15 protein-coding genes are annotated in these 17,601 nt (G+C 61.3%); 9 read left to right on the top strand and 6 right to left on the bottom strand.

Translation table 11 applies throughout. From position 1 onward, the window contains the following. Positions 1 to 123: 123 nt before the first annotated feature. A complete protein-coding gene (locus ACE3PP_RS12405; RefSeq protein ID WP_374382707.1) occupies positions 124 to 618 on the bottom strand; it encodes a GNAT family N-acetyltransferase in 495 nt (164 codons plus the stop codon). 8 nt (positions 619 to 626) lie between these two features. Further along, complete coding sequence (locus tag ACE3PP_RS12400; RefSeq protein ID WP_374382782.1) at positions 627 to 1,559, bottom strand: OmpA family protein; 933 nt, start codon at positions 1,557 to 1,559, stop codon at positions 627 to 629. A gap of 274 nt (positions 1,560 to 1,833) precedes the next feature. Here ACE3PP_RS12400 and ACE3PP_RS12395 point away from each other — a divergent pair, with 274 nt between their 5' ends. From ACE3PP_RS12395 to ACE3PP_RS12385, 3 genes are all read left to right on the top strand, one after another. Beyond that, positions 1,834 to 2,298: a hypothetical protein gene (locus tag ACE3PP_RS12395; RefSeq protein WP_374382705.1), complete on the top strand. Its 465-nt coding sequence runs from the start codon at positions 1,834 to 1,836 to the stop codon at positions 2,296 to 2,298. 124 nt (positions 2,299 to 2,422) lie between these two features. Continuing rightward, positions 2,423 to 2,917 (top strand): bacteriohemerythrin, encoded by a 495-nt coding sequence (locus ACE3PP_RS12390; RefSeq protein ID WP_374382703.1) that lies wholly within the window; start codon positions 2,423 to 2,425, stop codon positions 2,915 to 2,917. 192 nt (positions 2,918 to 3,109) lie between these two features. After that, positions 3,110 to 3,724 carry a PAS domain-containing protein gene (locus ACE3PP_RS12385; protein WP_374382701.1) on the top strand — a complete coding sequence of 205 codons (615 nt, stop codon included), beginning with the start codon at positions 3,110 to 3,112 and terminating at the stop codon, positions 3,722 to 3,724. Between the two features lie 9 nt (positions 3,725 to 3,733). Here the strand turns inward: ACE3PP_RS12385 and ACE3PP_RS12380 are convergent, their stop codons facing one another. Together ACE3PP_RS12380 and ACE3PP_RS12375 are read right to left on the bottom strand one after the other, a co-directional pair. Then, the gene (locus ACE3PP_RS12380; RefSeq protein ID WP_374382700.1) at positions 3,734 to 4,282 is read right to left on the bottom strand and encodes a PAS domain-containing protein; all 549 of its coding nucleotides are present in this window, start codon (positions 4,280 to 4,282) and stop codon (positions 3,734 to 3,736) included. 123 nt (positions 4,283 to 4,405) lie between these two features. Further along, the gene (locus ACE3PP_RS12375) at positions 4,406 to 5,287 is read right to left on the bottom strand and encodes a sulfite oxidase heme-binding subunit YedZ (RefSeq protein WP_374382698.1); all 882 of its coding nucleotides are present in this window, start codon (positions 5,285 to 5,287) and stop codon (positions 4,406 to 4,408) included. A gap of 151 nt (positions 5,288 to 5,438) precedes the next feature. Between ACE3PP_RS12375 and ACE3PP_RS12370 the strand changes: the two genes are divergently transcribed. From ACE3PP_RS12370 to ACE3PP_RS12350, 5 genes are all read left to right on the top strand, one after another. Beyond that, positions 5,439 to 6,587, top strand: a complete 1,149-nt coding sequence (locus tag ACE3PP_RS12370) for an aminotransferase (protein ID WP_374382697.1) — start codon at positions 5,439 to 5,441, stop codon at positions 6,585 to 6,587. A gap of 11 nt (positions 6,588 to 6,598) precedes the next feature. Then, positions 6,599 to 6,901: a hypothetical protein gene (locus ACE3PP_RS12365; RefSeq protein WP_374382695.1), complete on the top strand. Its 303-nt coding sequence runs from the start codon at positions 6,599 to 6,601 to the stop codon at positions 6,899 to 6,901. Between the two features lie 7 nt (positions 6,902 to 6,908). Further along, complete coding sequence (locus tag ACE3PP_RS12360; protein WP_374382693.1) at positions 6,909 to 9,128, top strand: N,N-dimethylformamidase beta subunit family domain-containing protein; 2,220 nt, start codon at positions 6,909 to 6,911, stop codon at positions 9,126 to 9,128. A gap of 183 nt (positions 9,129 to 9,311) precedes the next feature. Next, the gene (locus ACE3PP_RS12355) at positions 9,312 to 9,959 is read left to right on the top strand and encodes a DsbA family oxidoreductase (protein ID WP_374382691.1); all 648 of its coding nucleotides are present in this window, start codon (positions 9,312 to 9,314) and stop codon (positions 9,957 to 9,959) included. A 324-nt stretch (positions 9,960 to 10,283) separates the two neighbouring features. Then, entirely contained in the window at positions 10,284 to 12,335 is a 2,052-nt protein-coding gene (locus tag ACE3PP_RS12350; RefSeq protein WP_374382689.1) for a hypothetical protein, read from the top strand. A 111-nt stretch (positions 12,336 to 12,446) separates the two neighbouring features. Here the strand turns inward: ACE3PP_RS12350 and mfd are convergent, their stop codons facing one another. Further along, a complete protein-coding gene (gene mfd, locus ACE3PP_RS12345) occupies positions 12,447 to 15,926 on the bottom strand; it encodes a transcription-repair coupling factor (protein WP_374382687.1) in 3,480 nt (1,159 codons plus the stop codon). Then, complete coding sequence (locus ACE3PP_RS12340; protein WP_374382685.1) at positions 15,926 to 16,213, bottom strand: succinate dehydrogenase assembly factor 2; 288 nt, start codon at positions 16,211 to 16,213, stop codon at positions 15,926 to 15,928. The genes mfd and ACE3PP_RS12340 overlap by 1 nt, the downstream gene beginning before the upstream one ends. Positions 16,214 to 16,290: 77 nt before the next feature. Between ACE3PP_RS12340 and ACE3PP_RS12335 the strand changes: the two genes are divergently transcribed. Continuing rightward, positions 16,291 to 17,601 (top strand): ATP-dependent DNA helicase RecG (locus ACE3PP_RS12335; protein ID WP_374382683.1); only part of this gene is annotated, 1,311 nt, incomplete at its 3' end.

The following is a 17,601-nucleotide window of genomic DNA, read 5'->3' as shown; positions in this document are numbered from 1 at the left end:
CCGACTGTTGTCGGCGATCCTGTGTGAAGACCTCACTCTGCTCCGTCTTCACCAGTTCAATCCGGCGGTTCTTGGTGTGGCTGGGATCTTTGTCGTTGCTGGCGACGGGCGCCGCCATGCCGACTATTGGTTCAAGCCAAAGGCCTTATGGTGAATCAGCTCCCCGGAAGGCTCCTCACCCCCGAACGGCAGGGCTTGAACGACCTCGGGTGGACAACCGGTCACGCGTAAACCGGGGAAGGCCTGGAAGCCGAAGCGCCCATAATATCCCGGGTCGCCGACCAAGGCGGCGCCGATGCATGTCTTTCGCAGCCGACCGAGCGCCTCTGTCATCAAGGCAGAGCCGATACCTTGACGATGCTTTGAAGGCAAGACGACGAGTGGACCGATCAGTCCCCAGCCGCCCTGCTTCCCGACCTGCGCCGGCGAGGCAGCCAGATAACCGACCACCTCGCCCGCTTCTTCGGCCAAAAGTGACAGAGTAAGCGCATCATCCGCCCTCAGCTTCTCAACGATGCCCGCCTCGGTCCCAGTCGATTGCGCCAGCATCCGAAGAGCTTCTGTGACCAAGCGTCCTATCGTCGGGATATCTTCACTCACTTCATCGCGGATCAGCACGACGCCCCTTACTCCATCTTCACCAGTTCGACCCGGCGGTTCTTGGCGCGGCCGGGATCGTTGTCGTTGCTGGCGACAGGCGCCGCCATGCCGACGCCAAAGGCCTTCAGCCGGTCCGCACCGATGCCGGCTTTGGTGAGAGCGGCAACAACAGCTTCGGCACGGCGCTTGGAAAGATCGAGATTGTAGTCAAACCCACCCTTCCCATCCGTATGGCCGGCGACGATCAGGCGGATCGATGGGGTGGCGTTGAGAAATTTCACAATCTCATCGAGCGTCGGTTGGGAATCCGGGCGGATTGTCGCCTTGTCGAAATCAAAAAGGATGCCGTAAAGAGCAACGCGGCCGTTGGCATCGATATCCTTCTGCATCTCGGCCGCATCGACAAAGACGATCTTGTCGGTCTCCATCGGCGCCGTCTCGATGACGTCGACCAGAATCTCAGGTTTTTTGCCCACCTCCGTCGCATAAATCGTGGCATAAACGTCGCCTTCCGGCCGGACGAGCTTTGCCGCCGTGAACACCTGCGCCCCTGGATTGGAATGAATGTCGCCTGTCCCCAGCGCACTCTCGTCATGCAGGCCGAAATAGAGCTCGGATCCGCCCAGGTCCGAGCAATCGCCGGCCTTGCAGCCGAACAGAATCTCAAAGCCCTTTGCTTTCATGCCCTGCTCAATGTTGCGGGCGACTTCGAGAGCCGAGCGCCCCTCCGGCCCCTCATAGCGGATACGGAAGGCCCGCCCCGAGACGGCAATGCTGTTGTTGGCGCTGAAGCGCTTCCCTGTGGCGCGGCGATCGGCCGAGGTGATCGGCTTGGTCAGGATCCATCCCTCGGCATAGTCGGCGCTTTTGTAGAGCGTCATCCGGGTGCCGTCATAGCGGCCGATCAATGGATAATCTTTCCCGCCGGCAACATCTTGGGCCCAGGCCGCATTTTGCACACCGCTCGCGCCGCTCCAAACCGTCAATAGAACGACAAAGGCGCACCGGCGCCACAGACTTGCAATCAAACGCGACCTCCATGATGGCTACGATTCTTGTTGCAGATGCTAGGACAAAATGGCTGCCCGGTCGATGCAAGTCTGTGATGCCGCTCACGTACCTACCTCGACGTCCCCTGCAATTGCATTCGTGCCTTGCCGAACACAATGAAATGACGTCTCGTGCGCAATTGGGCACGCGCGTTCAAACCGAGATCAAAACAAAGGCGTCATCATGAACACATCTCGCATTTTCTCAATTGCCATGACCGTGGCCCTCGTGGCTGGTCTTGCTGCTGTTCCTGCACGTGCCGACCCCGATATCGAGGATGCCGTCATGGCCAAGAAGCTGCTTGGCGCACACGCGATAACGCTGCAGTGGCTGGGTACCGGCACACTGAAGGATGCCGGCAAGGCGTTGGTCGCCGAGAAAGATGGCGAATGGCATCTCACCGGGCGCCAAGAAACGGCCGAGGGCTTTGTCGAGATCGACGGTATCGTGACGTCGGTCGGAAACGACACATTCGCCTTCAAAGGCAAGATCGTCACCCAGGTCACGCACATCAATGGTGGCAAGTCCTGCACCCGCGACGGAGACTTCACCTTTCTCAAGAAGGGTAAGCGCAAGTACTGGCGCATGCAGCAGATCGACAACCCCTGCGATCTGGCCGCCGACTATGTCGACCTATACTTGCGTTGATCGAGCCGATTGCTTCCGTCGGGCTGCTCAACCCCCCGTCAATTGATATAGATCAATTTGGCCCACACCTATCTATGTAGGACTTTCGATCCAACCAGAGTCGGGGGACGTTTGGGAATCATAGATGTATGCGTTGAATGAGAGTTTGGTCACAGGGATAGAGTCGATCGACGGTGAGCACCATGATCTCGTCGCTCTTCTCAACATCGTGGATGTAGCTGCCAATCGTGGCGAAGTGGATGAGGTGAGAGCGGCACTTGAGAACTTTCGGCGTCAATTGGGCGACCATTTTGTTGAGGAAGAGCTTTATCTATCCATCATCCGCTACCCCCAGCTCGATGCACATGCCGAACAGCACGCCGAGACCCTCAGCAGCATCGACAGGCTGATTGCTGCATTACCCAGCAGTCGCGCCGAATTGCAGGCACTGTCACGGCACTGTTTCCACGTATTGCTGCACGCCGTTCTGTCGATGGACCTGCATGTTGCGGAATGGCAGCGCAAGGCGGCCCGCATCGCCCCGCAGGATCACGGCATCCAAAATCCGGACGCACGGGACCAACCTCACAGTGCAGCCGCTGACAACATTTCGATCCCGGCCGACAAGGCCGCCGAATGACATTTATGCCGACGTATCGCATGGCGCCGAAGATGTCGTCGGTCGACTTCGCAATCCGATCCCGACAGACACATTCAGAAATCAATGGATTGGGACATCGGTCCTGAAAGGTCCCCCGCAAAGCTGCATATTGGCACGACGCGTTGCTCCGACTAATGTTCTGTCGGGGCGTGCATGGGGGATTGGGGCGGGATGAATTGGATCTCGAAGAAGCCGCTACAGGCGGGCCTGCTGGCCGACGCGCTGACAAGTTTTCGCACCCCATCCTGTCGCTCGCTTGCCGAGGGGTATCTGACACTTCTGGAACGCTCCGGCCGGGCCATTCCTCAAAAGAACGATCTCGATCTGGCCAATTTTGTGACCGCCATGCCCCATCTGGCGCTTGTCGCGATCACCAAGCCTGACAAGTGCATCTACCGCATCATCGGTCAGCGGTTGCGCGAGCGCCTCGGCGTTCCAAAGGGCAGCAACTACTACGATTTCGTGCCTATGGAACGACGCCAACATGCCGCGCGGGCCATGCATATGGTGATCGAACAGCCTTGCGCGTTCCGCGCCGAGATCAGGCAAGTGTACCAGGGCGGCAAGCATATATGGATCGAGGCAACCGGCTTTCCGCTGCGGTCCGAAGAGCCCGGGGTCGATGGATTCATCCTGTTTGCCGATCAACAGATCGAGCGGCAGACGGACTGCCATCACGACGGATCGTCATTGGAGACAGCGGATCTCGTGCACCGCGAATTGATCGATCTCGGCTTCGGCGTCGATCACAGCTTTGAAGATATGGTGCGCGCGTCCGTTGAATGAAAGGACGCTTCAGATTTCCGCCGACAGCGCGTCGGCCAATGGAAACTCTTCATGAAGCTCCTTGAAATCAGCCCAAAACGGCGCTCTGTCGCTTGAAAGATAGATCGCGCCAATGATCCCGCTGGGAGTGACACCCTGCTCGGAGATCGGCATATTGAGCCGCGCATAGCCGAGATAGTCGCGGCGATAGGAAGTCATGTGATCATGCGTATAGGCGACGATACGCTCTGTGACGATGCGATACGTTTCGGCGCTGGTCCGATCGAATTCGTCGTATCGCGATGGATCGACATGACGTGCGCGAATCTCGCGCCGGCTCCACCCGCCGGGCTCAAAGCCGAACGCTTCGACGATCAAACCGCCCGCCAGTCGATAGCGCAGATCATCCGCCGTCGGCCCGATATCCAGCAGATAGATGTGCGGCAATTGCTTGCGCAATGCTGTGGGATCGATGTCGCGGCGTCGTGGGATCCCACCATTTATCGACAAGCCGCGCCAATAGCAAAACAGCTCTCTAAGCGCTGGATGCTGAATATGGGTCAAATCGAACGCCGTCACGACAATTACGCCCGCGTCGGCTTGGATCGAAGCGCTCGTGGCAATTTCTCGTCCCCGCATTGCCGTGGCTTGACCGTATCAGCATAGCGACCTCGATGGCGAAGCGTGAAGCGCGATTTGCGTTTACGCCGCGACGGCAGCTCTCGCCGCCACGCGTCCGGCGGCCCAAAAGCGCCGCGCAATCCACGGCAAAGGAATGAATGCCGACGCCGCGCCGAGTACCCACCAGGCAGGGCGCACATGGTGGAAATCGAAGACAGCGTTGAAGATGCGTTCGGCGCCGATGCCTGTCGCGAACTGATACCAGGCAGCCTCGCCGAGCTGCGTCAGCACGGCCGCGCCGATCGCCAAGCTTGCAAGCTGCCAAGCCAGGAGCGGCTTCTCATTGTTCCAACGATGCGCCAATCGATAGAGCATCAGCCACAGGAAACAACCGCTCATGATCACGGGCTCAGTCACGTTGATCTTCGACTGCATGAAGAAGTGCGCAAGGCCCAGCATCGTCAGCGGGTAAGCAAGATAGTGCAGCCGCTGCCACTTCTTGCCGCCCAGCCGGCGCATCGCGCTGTCGGTCGATGTGATTGCCAGTGCCAGCAGACCGACGAAGGCCACGAAGCCGATCGTCAGATAGATCCGCAGCGCGATCTCGCTGGCGACGAACAACAGGCGGTAGTTCTGCTGCACGATATAGAGCACCAGATGAATCGCCACATAGGCGAAGGCGGTGACACCCAGCATGCGCCGCAAGGTGATGACGCGCGGCCACATCGCAAGCCGGCGCAGCGGTGTCACGGCCAAGGTGATGAGGAGGAAGCGCACCGACCAATCGCCGATGACATGCAGCGCATTGGTCACCGGCATGGCGCTGGTGCCGAGGCCGCTCGGCTGCGGTGCCTGGCCCATGCTCCACACGAACGCCGCCCATAGTCCTGGCAGCAGCACGCCGATGAAGGTGGCGAGCTTCAGGTAGGAGACTTTTCCAGTTCGATCGAGCCACGGGTACACGGTGTCGATACTCCTCGTTCAGCGCATGATGATCCATTCGGAACGGCGCGTCATGCCGTTACATCGCGCAAAAATTCCTCGCGGGATCAGCGGGTTGACGTGGAAGCAGCCAGCGGCGCACAAGTTTCGGCCCACTTTCACGAGCCACTCCATGAACCCGATCTATGCCGGCATCTCCACCAGCGTCTTCGAGACCATGTCCCGGCTCGCGCGCGAGCATGAGGCCGTCAATCTGGGCCAAGGTTTCCCTGACGATCCGGGGCCGCTCGACGTGCGGCAGAAGGCGGCCGAGGCCGTGGTCGAGGGGTGGAACCAATACCCGCCGATGATGGGCATCCCCGAGCTGCGCCAGTCGATCGCGCGGCATTACAAGCGCTTCCATGCCCTTGATCTCAATTGGGAATCCGAAGTGATGGTGACGTCCGGCGCCACCGAGGCGCTGGCGGCATCGCTCCTCGCCCTGATCGAACCCGGCGATGAGGTCGTCCTCTTCCAACCGATGTACGACGCCTATCTGCCGCTGGTCCGGCGGGCGGGCGGTGTGCCGCGCTTCGTCACCCTGAAGCCACCCCATTGGGGCCTCGATAAGGCGCAGTTGAAGGCCGCTTTCGGCCCCAAGACGCGGGTCGTGCTCCTCAACCACCCGCTCAATCCGAGTGGGTCGGTCTTCAGCCGTGCCGACCTCGACCTCCTCGCCCGCTACATCGTCCAGCATGATTGCATCCTGGTCTGCGACGAGGTCTGGGAACATGTCTTATTCTACAATGTAGAATATAGCCCCACCCTTTCCGTACCGGAACTGCGCCGAAAGACGGTGAAAATAGGCTCCGCGGGCAAGATTTTCTCCCTGACCGGCTGGAAGGTCGGCTTCGTCTGCGCCGCCCCGGAGATCCTCCGAGTGGTTGCAAAGGCGCACCAGTTTCTGACCTTCACCACCCCGCCCAACTTGCAGGCCGCCGTCGCCTACGGGCTCGACAAGGCGGAGGATTATTTCACCACCATGCGCGCCGGATTTGAGGCGGCACAAGACCGCTTCGCCGATGGCCTCACGAAACTTGGGTTCGATGTCATCCCGTCCCAGGCCACCTACTTCCTCAATGTCGATCTTGCGAAGGGTCCTTTCGCCGGCATGGATGACGCCAGCTTCTCGACGCACCTTGTCGAAAAAGCCAAGGTCGCCTCGATCCCGGTCAGCGCCTTCTATGCCGAGAATGCGGTGACGAGTGTCGTGCGCTTCTGCTTTGCCAAACGCTTCGAAACGCTCGACGAGGCGCTGCGCCGAATCAAATCCATCTGCTAGGCTCGCCGCCCATGTACGAGATCGATCCCGCCCGCCTGGATCTGGCCCAGGAGTTCAAGCGCAAGCCGTTCGGCCGCCACAGCGCCGAGCTGCAGCGCGTCCTCAACCGCATGCGCTCGGAACCGTTCGAAGGTCATTACGTGCTGCTGCGCGACGGTCGCTTCGGGCCGTGGAAACTCGCCGAACTCGGGCGACGCCCACAGGATCCCATGAAACTGACCGGCCTCGTCTTCGAGGATCGTGTCCAGGCCGAGTGGCAAGTCTTCAAGCTGCGCTGGAAACGTCTGACCGGCCAGGATCTTCCTTTGGAATAACGTGAACATGCTTAAGATCGTCGGCTATACGGATCGCCCCTCGGCTCGCCCCGGCGAAAGGCTCGACTTCAAGGTGAGCTGCGAGGAAGGCGCCACCCAGTTCGACGCGCGCATCGTGCGCCTCATCTGCGGCGATGACGGTCCACAGAGCCCCGGCTACAAAGTGATCCCGGTCGACGCAAAGGTGAACGGCAGCTATGCCGGCCGCCGGCAGGCGATCGACGCCGGTTCCTACATGCTGGCGCGCCAGCCGGCGACGCTGCTGGCCTCGGCCGGTTTCACGATGGCGGCGATCGTGCAGGGGCATTGGATCGACAAGGAAGCGCCGCAGACCATCATCGCCTGCCACGACCTGTCGCAGCCCGGCTCGACGCGGGGCGTCACCCTGTGCCTCGATCGATCCGGCGCCGGTGCGGTCACGGTCGGCGATGGCCGAGGGCAGATCACGCTGGGAACCGGCCGGCCTTTGGCGCCCAAGCATTGGTACCTGATCGCCGCCAGCTACGACCCCAATGACCGGCGCCTCGTGGTCATTCAGCGCCCGCTCGACCGGCAGTTCGGCGAGCCGGAACACAGCGATGGCTCTGCTGTCATCCCCTTTGCGCTGCCCGACATGACGACAGCCACCATCAGCGTCGGGGCCGCCCTGGTGCCGGGACAGGCAGAGCGGCGCCAGTCGCAGCTTCACTTCGACGGCAAGATCGAAGCCCCGGCGATCTATGCCGGTTCGCTCGACCCGCTGCGCATCCAGCACCCGAGTTGGACTTCCCTCCCCGCCATCGCACGCTGGGATTTCAGCCGCGACATGGCGGCCAAAATCATCAAGGACCAGAGCGGCAACGGGATCGACGGCGAACTGGTCAACCTGCCGACCCGCGCCGTCACCGGCTCGAACTGGCACAGCGAGACGACCAACTGGCGTGAGCGGCCGGAGCTTTACGGCGCCATCCATTTCCATTGCGACGATCTTTACGACATGGGCTGGGCAACGGATTTTGCCTGGAACCTGCCAAGCGATCTGCCGAGCGGCATCTATGGTTGCGAACTCACCACCAAGGATGGCGGCGAGGATGTCGTCCCCTTCTTCGTACTGCCGCCCAAGGGCAAGGTGACAGCGTCGGTGGCCCTCCTTGCGTCGACCTATACCTATCTCGCCTATGCCAATTCGCATCACGGCTATGAGGATGCGCTGTCCGAGGTCTGCTATGGCGCGCTGCTGGAATTGGGACCGGCGGAGCAGTTCTTGAAAGAGCGGCGCGATTTCGGCGTCTCGCTTTATGACCGGCACCGTGACGGGTCGGGCTCCAGCTATTCATCGTGGCTGCGGCCGATCCTCAACACGCGGCCCAAGCGCGCGATCTGGAATTTCAACGCCGATCTGCACATCACCGACTGGCTCCATGCGATCGGCCAGCCATACGACATCATCACCGACGATCGCATCCATGCCGAAGGCGCCGATCTGCTGAAGGGCTATCGCTGCGTCATCGCCGGCACGCACCCCGAATATCATTCGACGCAGATGCTCGACGCGTTCGAGCGCTACCAGAAGGATGGCGGGCGGCTCATCTATCTGGGTGGCAACGGCTTCTATTGGCGCATCGCCACCAACCCGGAATGGCCCGCCGCCATCGAAGTGCGGCGTGGGGAAGCCGGCACGCGCTGCTATGAATTGCCGCCGGGCGAGCGCTATCACGCCTTCACCGGCGAGTTCGGCGGCCTGTGGCGCAGCCAGGGCCGTGCCCCGCAGAAGATGTTCGGCGTCGGCTTCGTCACCGAAGGCTTCGACGCAAGTTCGTACTATGTGCGCCTGGCCGACAGCTTCGATCCTCGCGCGGCCTTCATCTTCGACGGCGTCGGGACGGAGGAGAAGATCGGCGATTTCGGCATCCTGGGCGGTGCCGCCGGGTTGGAGCTCGATGCTTCAGACCCCGAATTGGGAACGCCCGCCCATGCGCTGATCCTGGCGAAATCGGTCGAGCATTCCAACACCTTCCTGCTGACGCCGGAGGAATTGGTGGCTGGCTTCCCGGGCCTCGATGCCATCGAAAGCGACCGCTGCCGGGCGGAGATCGTCTTCTTCGAAACGCCGAGCGGCGGCGCTGTCTTCTCGACCGGCTCAATCGGCTGGTCGAGTTCGCTCGCCCACAACAAGTATGACAACAATGTTTCCCGGATCACGCTGAACGTCCTGCGGCGGTTCCTGGATCCGAAGGTGTTTGGGTAATCTCGCCTCCCCCCTTGAGGGGGAGGCCGCGCGAACGCGCGGGTGGGGGGTGTGGTTCGTTTCAGTCCCTGGCCATCGGGACACTGAGAGATACCCCCCTCCCTGACCCTCCCCCTCAAGGGGGGAGGGAAATCGGCAGAGCGCACCCTTGCCATATCGCCCGTCGGCTCCCACAATATCCTCATGTTGCTGGAAATCTTCGCCGATACGGTCTGCCCCTGGTGCTATATCGGAAAGCGCCGGTTGATGCGTGCGCTCGCCAACCGGCCGCAGGCGGATCTGGTGGTGCGGTGGCGCGCGTTCCAGCTCAATCCCGGGATGCCGATGGCCGGCATCGACCGGGCGCAATACATGACCGCAAAATTCGGCTCGCTGGAACGCGCGCAGCGCGTCTTCGACAGTGTCGCCCGGGTCGGGCGCAATGAAGGGATCGAGTTCCAGTTCGAGCGCATCAAGCGCACGCCCAACACGCTGCGGTCACACCGCCTGCTGCAGGCGGCAGCCAAGATCGGGCGCGAGGCCGCCCTCCTCGACCGGCTTTATGTCGCCTATTTCATTGAAGGCGTCGATATCGGCGACCCGGATAAGCTCGTCGCCCTGGGCGAGGAAATGGGCCTGCCCGCCGAAATGGCGCATGCCGCCGTCGAAGGCATCCCGGAAATCGATATGGCCTTGGCCGAGGATTTCCAATCGCGCCGGCTCGGCATTACCGGCGTTCCCTATCTCATCTTCAACGGCCGCTTCGGCCTCTCCGGTGCGCAGGAACCCGAAGTCCTCTATTCCATGTTCGACCTTGCCCGCGAGGACGATAAGGAGAAGTTGGCGTCATAAGTGATACGTCAGGCGTTCAAAGGCCCCGACGCCAGGATATCGCGGGGACAAGAACGCCGAGGTGCTTTCAATTTCGCGCCTCGCTCCAGGATACCAGGCACCCAGTCAAACAGCGCGGATCTCCAACGACGGATTCAGTCCAGCCCCACCTTTTGCAACGATGCCGTCCGCCGGCATTCGATGGCCGGTCTGCCCCGGCCGATCAGCGGTTCCCGGATATTCTCTGGGAGAAAACGTTATTTGATATTCTACCGAAAGTAACAATACTGAAGCTCTATCCCAGCCGGGCAGATGCATGCCCAATGCGGGAGAGCGGAGGTCAACATGAAGCGCGCGAACATCCTCAATGGCGGACTGCGCGTATCGGCTCACGGCGCCTACAATATTGGGGGCAGCGACTTCACACTGATTGCTATGATCGAAGCGACCGCACCCGGGCCGATTGTCAGCCGGTATGACGCCAAGATCGGGGGCATTGTTCTTTCACTCGGGAGCCAGGGCCAGGTCAACTTCTCCATCGCCGGAGCCCTGGTGGCGCCGGATGGCAGCGATTTCGGTATCGTCGATCAGACATACACGGCAAGCAACAGAAGCCTGATCGATGGATGCTGTCACTCCATTTCAATCATCCGATGCGGCGCGGAAATAGACCTCTATGTAGATGGCGCAACTGTTCCCCTCGCTGCAGACGGCCAATCACCCATGCCGATCAGCGTCGACAATGGGGCGCCGTTCTTGTTCGGCTATTCCGGCACCGCTGCGGGACCCGGAATGACCGGATCGTTGATGAATATCGGGTTCTGGGCCCGTGCCATCTGCGGTCACGATCTCGTCCGTGCGAACTTTGGCAATATCAACCGCGATGATCCCACCTTGCTCGGCTATTGGATGCTGGATGGTACCGGCGACGACATGTCTAAGCACGCCAACCCTGCCGTCATCGACGGGTCGGTCACTTACGCGGATTGCCAAGAATGCAAATGGACGACGGGACTGAACGGCTATTCATTTGCGACGATTGGGAACAGCGTTGACGACAGGGCTTCCGGCCCACCCATCATGCAACGCCTCGCCTTTTTCGTTCCCGAGGGTGCTGGCACCCTGGTCATGTCGCTGGTAGCCGACACTGAAATTCTTGCCTTTTCGACGGATGCATTTGCTTCGCTGGCGGATCCAGCCGGCCGGAGATATTGGAACCCCAGAAACGACAATAAGGCCTTCGTGCATGCGCCGCACGGCTATCCAGTTGCCGTGTCGATCCCAACACCAACGCCCGGCATGTGGGATGTCGCTGTTGTCGCCCCTCCTTCCGCCAAGTTCCGACTCGTCATTCATACGGTGCCGACTGCGGACGTGGTTGATACCTGTCGCCTGGCCCTGGCGCCAATTTGTCAAAGCCCAGTATCGCCATCTGCGCGCGTTCAGAAATTTGCGATGACCAGCGGCTGGACGCTTGTCGCGTTTGCCACGATCGCCGTGATTGGCGTAGTCGTTGCAGCGGCGCTAGCCCCGCCAGTCGCAGCGTTCGGGCTGATTGCCGCATATAGCCTTGCAGCCAACACGCTCACCTCCCCAAAGGAAGACCCGCTGACCATCCAGCAGGCTACAGAAAAAGTTGGAGAAGCAAGCGGGTTCAATAAGCCAGTTCGTGTTCTTCTGATGGACGCCGCAGTTGAGGGCGATGGGCCAACACAGCTTGTCGCCGAGCACCGGACGCTCCTATACGCACTTGTGGAAAAGGGTGACTATGGGAGCAGAATGCAGAAGCTGATTGGCAGAAATATGATCCGCAGCAACGTGCGTTCTGCGCTTCCCTATTTGCGTTACGCCTACATCAGCGCAGCCTCCCACGGCGAATATCTCTATCTGAAAGGTTGGTTTGACGGCGGAAAAACAGTTCGCCCGTCCGAAGAGGATGTATTAGCCACGTATGGAGATGGACGATTCCCAGCCCAATATATTAAAGGCCATATCATTCATCTCTTTGCCTGCAAATGTGGCATCGCCGAAACCTTGGACGGCAAGATTGGGCTTGGAAAATCGATGGTCAACGCTGGAGCACTCGCCTTCTTCGGCTACCAGGAAACCTATGGCATGTATGAGTCACAGGTGGATAGACTCTGCGAACCGGACATGGAAATTGACAAGGCAATCCTCTCAGGCAAGACCTGCGGCGAGGCGCTTGATCTGGCATACAGACGGTATGACAAGATCATCAAAATATACAGCGACCATGCTGGCTACACTATGGGTGGTTCCTTAGATCCACACCTGGGAACAGAGACAGCAAAAAAATGCTATGACATTGCAACTAAGAACAGGGGGCTATTAGTGTTCTATGGAGATCGGGACGCAAAATTGCAGCCCCAACCCTGATCTCATGACGAACCGTCGATAGCGCGGACCCAGGAACCCGAGCCCCTCTATTCCATGTTCGACCTCGCCCGCGAGGACGATAAGGAGAAGCTGGCATCGTAAGAGCGAAACTTACGCCGCCATCTCGGCAAGCTTGTCCATGAGCTTGCGGACGCCGTTGACGCGGGCGTCGGCGTCAAGCCAGTCCTGGCGGTAGACGAGCTTCTGGTCAGGCCGCACTGACATGATGTCCGAACGTTTCGAGATATAGTCGATGAGGCGGTCGGGCTTGGCGTAACGGTTGTTGCGGAAGCTTAAGACCGCGCCCTTGGGGCCAGCCTCGATGCGTTCGATGCCGGCTGCGCGGCAGAGGCGCTTCACGGCGACGATCTTGAGAAGGTTTTCGACCTCGTTGGGCAGCGGACCGAAACGGTCGATCATCTCGGCAGCAAAGGCTTCGGCCTCGTTGTCGTTTTCGAGCGTCGCTATCCGGCGATAGAGGCCGAGGCGGATCGAGAGGTCTGTCACGTAGCTTTCCGGGATCAGGACCGATGTGCCGAGATTGATCTGTGGCGCCCATTCCTGCTTCTGCTGCGCCTTCAGATCGCCGCGCGCTTCCGCCACGGCCTCTTCGAGCAATTGCTGGTAAAGCTCGACGCCCACCTCGCGGACCTGGCCCGATTGTTCCTCGCCCAGCAGATTGCCGGCGCCGCGAATGTCAAGATCGTGGCTGGCAAGCGTGAAGCCGGCACCGAGCTGATCCAAGGTCTGCATCACCTCGAGGCGCTTCTGCGCCGTTTCGGTCAGATTCTTGTTGGGCACCGTCGTCAGATAGCAATAGCCGCGCAGCTTTGAGCGGCCGATTCGCCCGCGCAGCTGGTAGAGCTGGGAAAGCCCCAGGATGTCGGCGCGGTGGATGATCATCGTGTTGGCGGTCGGAATGTCGAGACCGGATTCGATGATGTTGGTCGCGAGCAGCATGTCATAGGAGCGGTCGTAAAAAGCCGTCATGGCTTTTTCGAGGGCCGTTGCCGACATCTGGCCGTGCGCGGTGACGATCTTCACTTCCGGCACCAGTTTACGGATGCGCTCGGCGACCGTTTCCAAATCCTCGATGCGCGGGCAAACATAGAAGATCTGGCCACCACGGAATTGTTCGCGCAGGATCGCCTCGCGGATGACGACCGGATCGAATGGCAGCACGAAGGTGCGCACCGCCAGACGGTCGACCGGCGGCGTGGTGATGAGGCTCATTTCACGGATGCCGGTCAACGCCAGTTGCAGCGTGCGCGGGATCGGCGTCGCGGTCAGCGTCAGCACATGGATATCGCCACGCAGTTCTTTCAGGCGTTCCTTCTGGCCGACGCCGAAATGCTGTTCCTCGTCGACAATGAGGAGCCCTAGATCGGCAAACTCGATCGATTTCGAGAGTAGCGCGTGGGTCCCGATGACGATATCGACCTTCCCCTCCTTGAGGGCTTCCTTGGTCTCCTTCGTCTCCTTGGTGCCGACGAGGCGCGAAAGCTGTCGGACCTGGATGGGGAAACCCCGGAAGCGTTCGCTGAAGGTCTTGAAATGCTGACGGCAGAGCAAGGTGGTCGGCGTCACGACCGCCACCTGCTTGCCGCTCATCGCGGCGACGAAGGCGGCGCGCAAGGCGACTTCGGTCTTGCCGAAGCCGACATCGCCGCAGACCAGCCGGTCCATCGGCTTGCCGGCGGCAAGATCGGTCAACACATCGTCGATGGCGCGCTGCTGGTCCTCGGTTTCGGCATAAGCGAAGCGGGCACAGAATTCGTCGAAGAGGCCAGCCGGCGCCTGCAGCGGATCGCTTTCGCGGATGGCGCGCTGGGCCGCCACTTTCAGCAGGTGGTTGGCGATATCCTTGATGCGTTGCTTGACCCGGGCCTTGCGCGCCTGCCAGGCGGCGCCGCCCAGCTTGTCGAGTTCGACAATCGCCTCCTCCCCGCCATAGCGGGTGAGGACGTCGATGTTCTCGACCGGGACATAGAGCTTGTCGTTGCCGGCATAAATGAGGCGCAAGCAATCGTGCGGCGCGCCGCCGACATCAAGCGTTTCGAGGCCCTCATAGCGGCCGACACCGTGATCGACATGGACGATGAAATCGCCGGCCGCAAAATTGGCGAGCTCGGCAAGAAACGTCTCGGTCTTGCGCTTCCTGGCGACGGTCCGGGTCAGGCGATCGCCAAGAATGTCCTGCTCGGTGACGATGAGGAGATCGTCGGCCTTGTAGCCCTGTTCCAAGCCAAGGACGGCGCGGCCCAGCGTGTCGCGCGGCCAGGCCATGAATTCAGCAAGGTTGCCGACCGCGACCTGCTTGGCGATGCCGTGTTCGCTGAGCAAATGACCGATACGTTCGACAGCGCCCTGACTGACGGCGGTGAGGAGGATTCGCTTGCCCGCCTGCTGCTCGGCCTTGATGGCCTTGGCCGCCGCGTCATAGACGTTGATGTCCGGATTGATGCGGGCCTCAGCGAAATTGAGGCCGGGCGAACCCATCGCGCGCAGGTTCGTTTCGCTGCCGGTGCCGAAATGGTGGAAAGCAAAGACCGTGTGGCGCCGCGAAAGGTTCTTCCAGTCGGAATCGGTGAGATAGAGCTGTTCGGGCGGCAGCGGCTTGTAGACGGCGTTGCCGGCCTCTCTCTCGGCCCGATGCAGATCGCGGCGTGCGGAATAGAAATCGGCGATGGTGTCGAGCCTTGCGCGCTTGGCTTCGTCGGCCTGGTGATCGAGCGTCACCACGCATTGCGGCAGATAGGAATCGAGACTGACCAGCGGCGTGCCGAAGAGCGGCAGCCAATGTTCCATGCCGGGATAGTGCCGCCCTGCGCTGATCGCCTCGTAAAGCGGGTCGTCGGCTCCGCTGGAACCGAAGGTCTGGCGATAGCCGGTGCGGAAGGCCTCGATCGCGGCCGGCGTCAGCGTCACTTCGTTGACCGGCTTGATCTCGAACCGGTCGAGCTTTTCTTGGCTGCGCTGGGTGAGCGGGTCGAACAGGCGGATATCCTCGATCTCGTCACCGAAGAAATCGATGCGGATCGGTTGCGACGTTCCCGGCGGGAAGAGATCGGCGATACCGCCGCGCAGCGCGAACTCACCGGGTTCACTGACCGTCGCATTGCGCAGATAGCCGTTGCCGAGCAGATAGGCCGTCAGCTCGTCCTGCGACAGGGTCTTGCCCTTCTGGAGCGAGAGGCCCGCCTGGTTGAAGGCACCGGCACCCGGCACCTTTTGCAGGAGGGCGCCCACGGTCGTCACGACGATGGGGAGCGGACGGCCGCTGTTCCCGGCAGCAGCGAGCGCGCTCAAGGTTTCGATACGGGCGGCGAGAATATCCCGATGCGGCGAGGAACGGTCGTAAGGGAGACAGTCCCAGGCCGGGAAGGCAAGGACCTCGAGATCCGGCGCCACGAATTTAAGCGCCTCGACCATGCGCGTCATGCGCAGATCGTCGCGCGCCACATGAAGGACACCATTCAAGGTGCGCGTGCGCGCGATGCCCGCCACCAGCTGGGAATCGTGCCCATCGGGCACGCCGGCAACGTCGTAGCGGCCGGCTTCCGGTACGTCGAAAGGGAGTTTCTCGCGCATCAGGCAGCTCCGCCCGCGTCCAAACCGAGACGTGCCTTGCCGTAGGCCACCAACCTTTCCGTGACAGGGCTCAACAGGCGGTCCGGCAGGGGCTCGCGGCCCGAAAGCCAATCGTAGATATCGGGGTCGATTTCACTCAAGAAAGCCGTCAAAACGCGTAACTCTTCCGCCGTCATTTGCGCCAGGTGGGCATCGGCAAAGGGCCCCAGGACCAGGTCCAGCTCCTTCGTGCCGCGATGATGGCATTGGAACATCAGCTTTTTGCGCTGCCGCTCCAATTCGTCCATGTCGATACCCTTCCCTCTTTTACGTTTGGCGCATAGAATCCCATCCGGTTCCAGTATGAGCAGGATTCCGGACTCTCTTGCGCCCGCAAACCCTTTACCCGCTCTTTGCGTCCGTGACCAGCCTGCCCGGGATCGGGCCGAGGCTCGGGAAACTCTTTGAAAAGCTGACCGGGCCCAGTGTGGTCGGGCTGCTGTGGCATCTGCCGACCGGGCTTGTCGAGCGGCAGCAGGAACCGGATATCCGCGACGTGCTGGACGGCGCCACGGTGACGCTCAAGGTTCAGGTGACGGTGCATCTGGTACCGCAGCGCCCCCGGCAGCCGTACCGTGTCTCCTGCGTCAACGAGACCGGCGCCGTCGATTTGGTCTTCTTCAACCCACGCGTCGATTACCTGAAGAACCTGTTGCCGCCGGGGGAATGGCGGATCGTTTCGGGCCGGGTCGAGCGCTATGCGGGCGCGCTCAACATGGTGCATCCGGACTATATCCTGCCGCCAGAGCGGATGGTTGAGATCAAGAAGCTGGAGCCGACTTATGGCCTTACCGCCGGGCTGACCCCGCGCATGGTTCTGAAGGCGGTCGGTGCGGCAATTGAGCGGGCGCCGGACCTGCCGGAATGGATCGACACCCATGTCATGAAGCGCCACCAATGGCCGAAATGGAAACCGGCATTGGAGGCCGTGCATCACCCGCAATCGGGAACAGATCTGGGGCTCGGCACGCCGGCGCGACAACGTCTCGCTTATGACGAGGTCCTGGCGAGCCAGGTGGCCCTCGCCCTCGTGCGCCAGCACAACCGGCGCCTCGCCGGACGACCTTCCGTGGCGACCGGAGCGCTGACCTCGCGCGTCAAGGCACGGCTTCCCTATGACCTCACCGCCTCGCAGCGGCAGGCGATCGAGGAGATTGCCGCCGACATGGCCTCACCGCAGCGCATGCTGCGCCTGTTGCAGGGCGATGTCGGTAGCGGCAAGACCGTGGTGGCGCTCTTTGCCATGCTGATCGCGGCGGAGGCCGGTGGGCAAGCCGCCCTCCTCGCCCCGACCGATATCCTGGCGCGGCAGCATTTCGCGACGCTGGAGCCGCTGTTGCGGGCGGCGGGCTTGCGTCTCGAGCTTCTCACGGGACGCGACAAGGGCAAGGCGCGCGAGCGCATCACGGCGGGGCTTGCCTCGGGCGAGGTACCGCTTGTGGTGGGAACCCACGCGCTGGTGCAGGAAAGTGTTGCCTTTCACGATCTGCGCCTTGCCGTTGTCGACGAGCAGCACCGTTTCGGCGTGCAGCAGCGCGTCGCCCTTTCCGACAAGGGCAAGGGCGTCGATCTCCTGGTGATGACGGCGACCCCCATCCCGCGCACGCTGACCCTCACCGCCTATGGCGATATCGAT

The organism is Dongia sp., from assembly GCF_041910485.1.
In the GTDB taxonomy this organism is placed as follows: Bacteria; Pseudomonadota; Alphaproteobacteria; order Dongiales; family Dongiaceae; genus Dongia.
The sequence above is the reverse complement of the archived record's forward strand: the minus strand, read 5'-3'. Positions and strand labels throughout refer to the sequence as shown.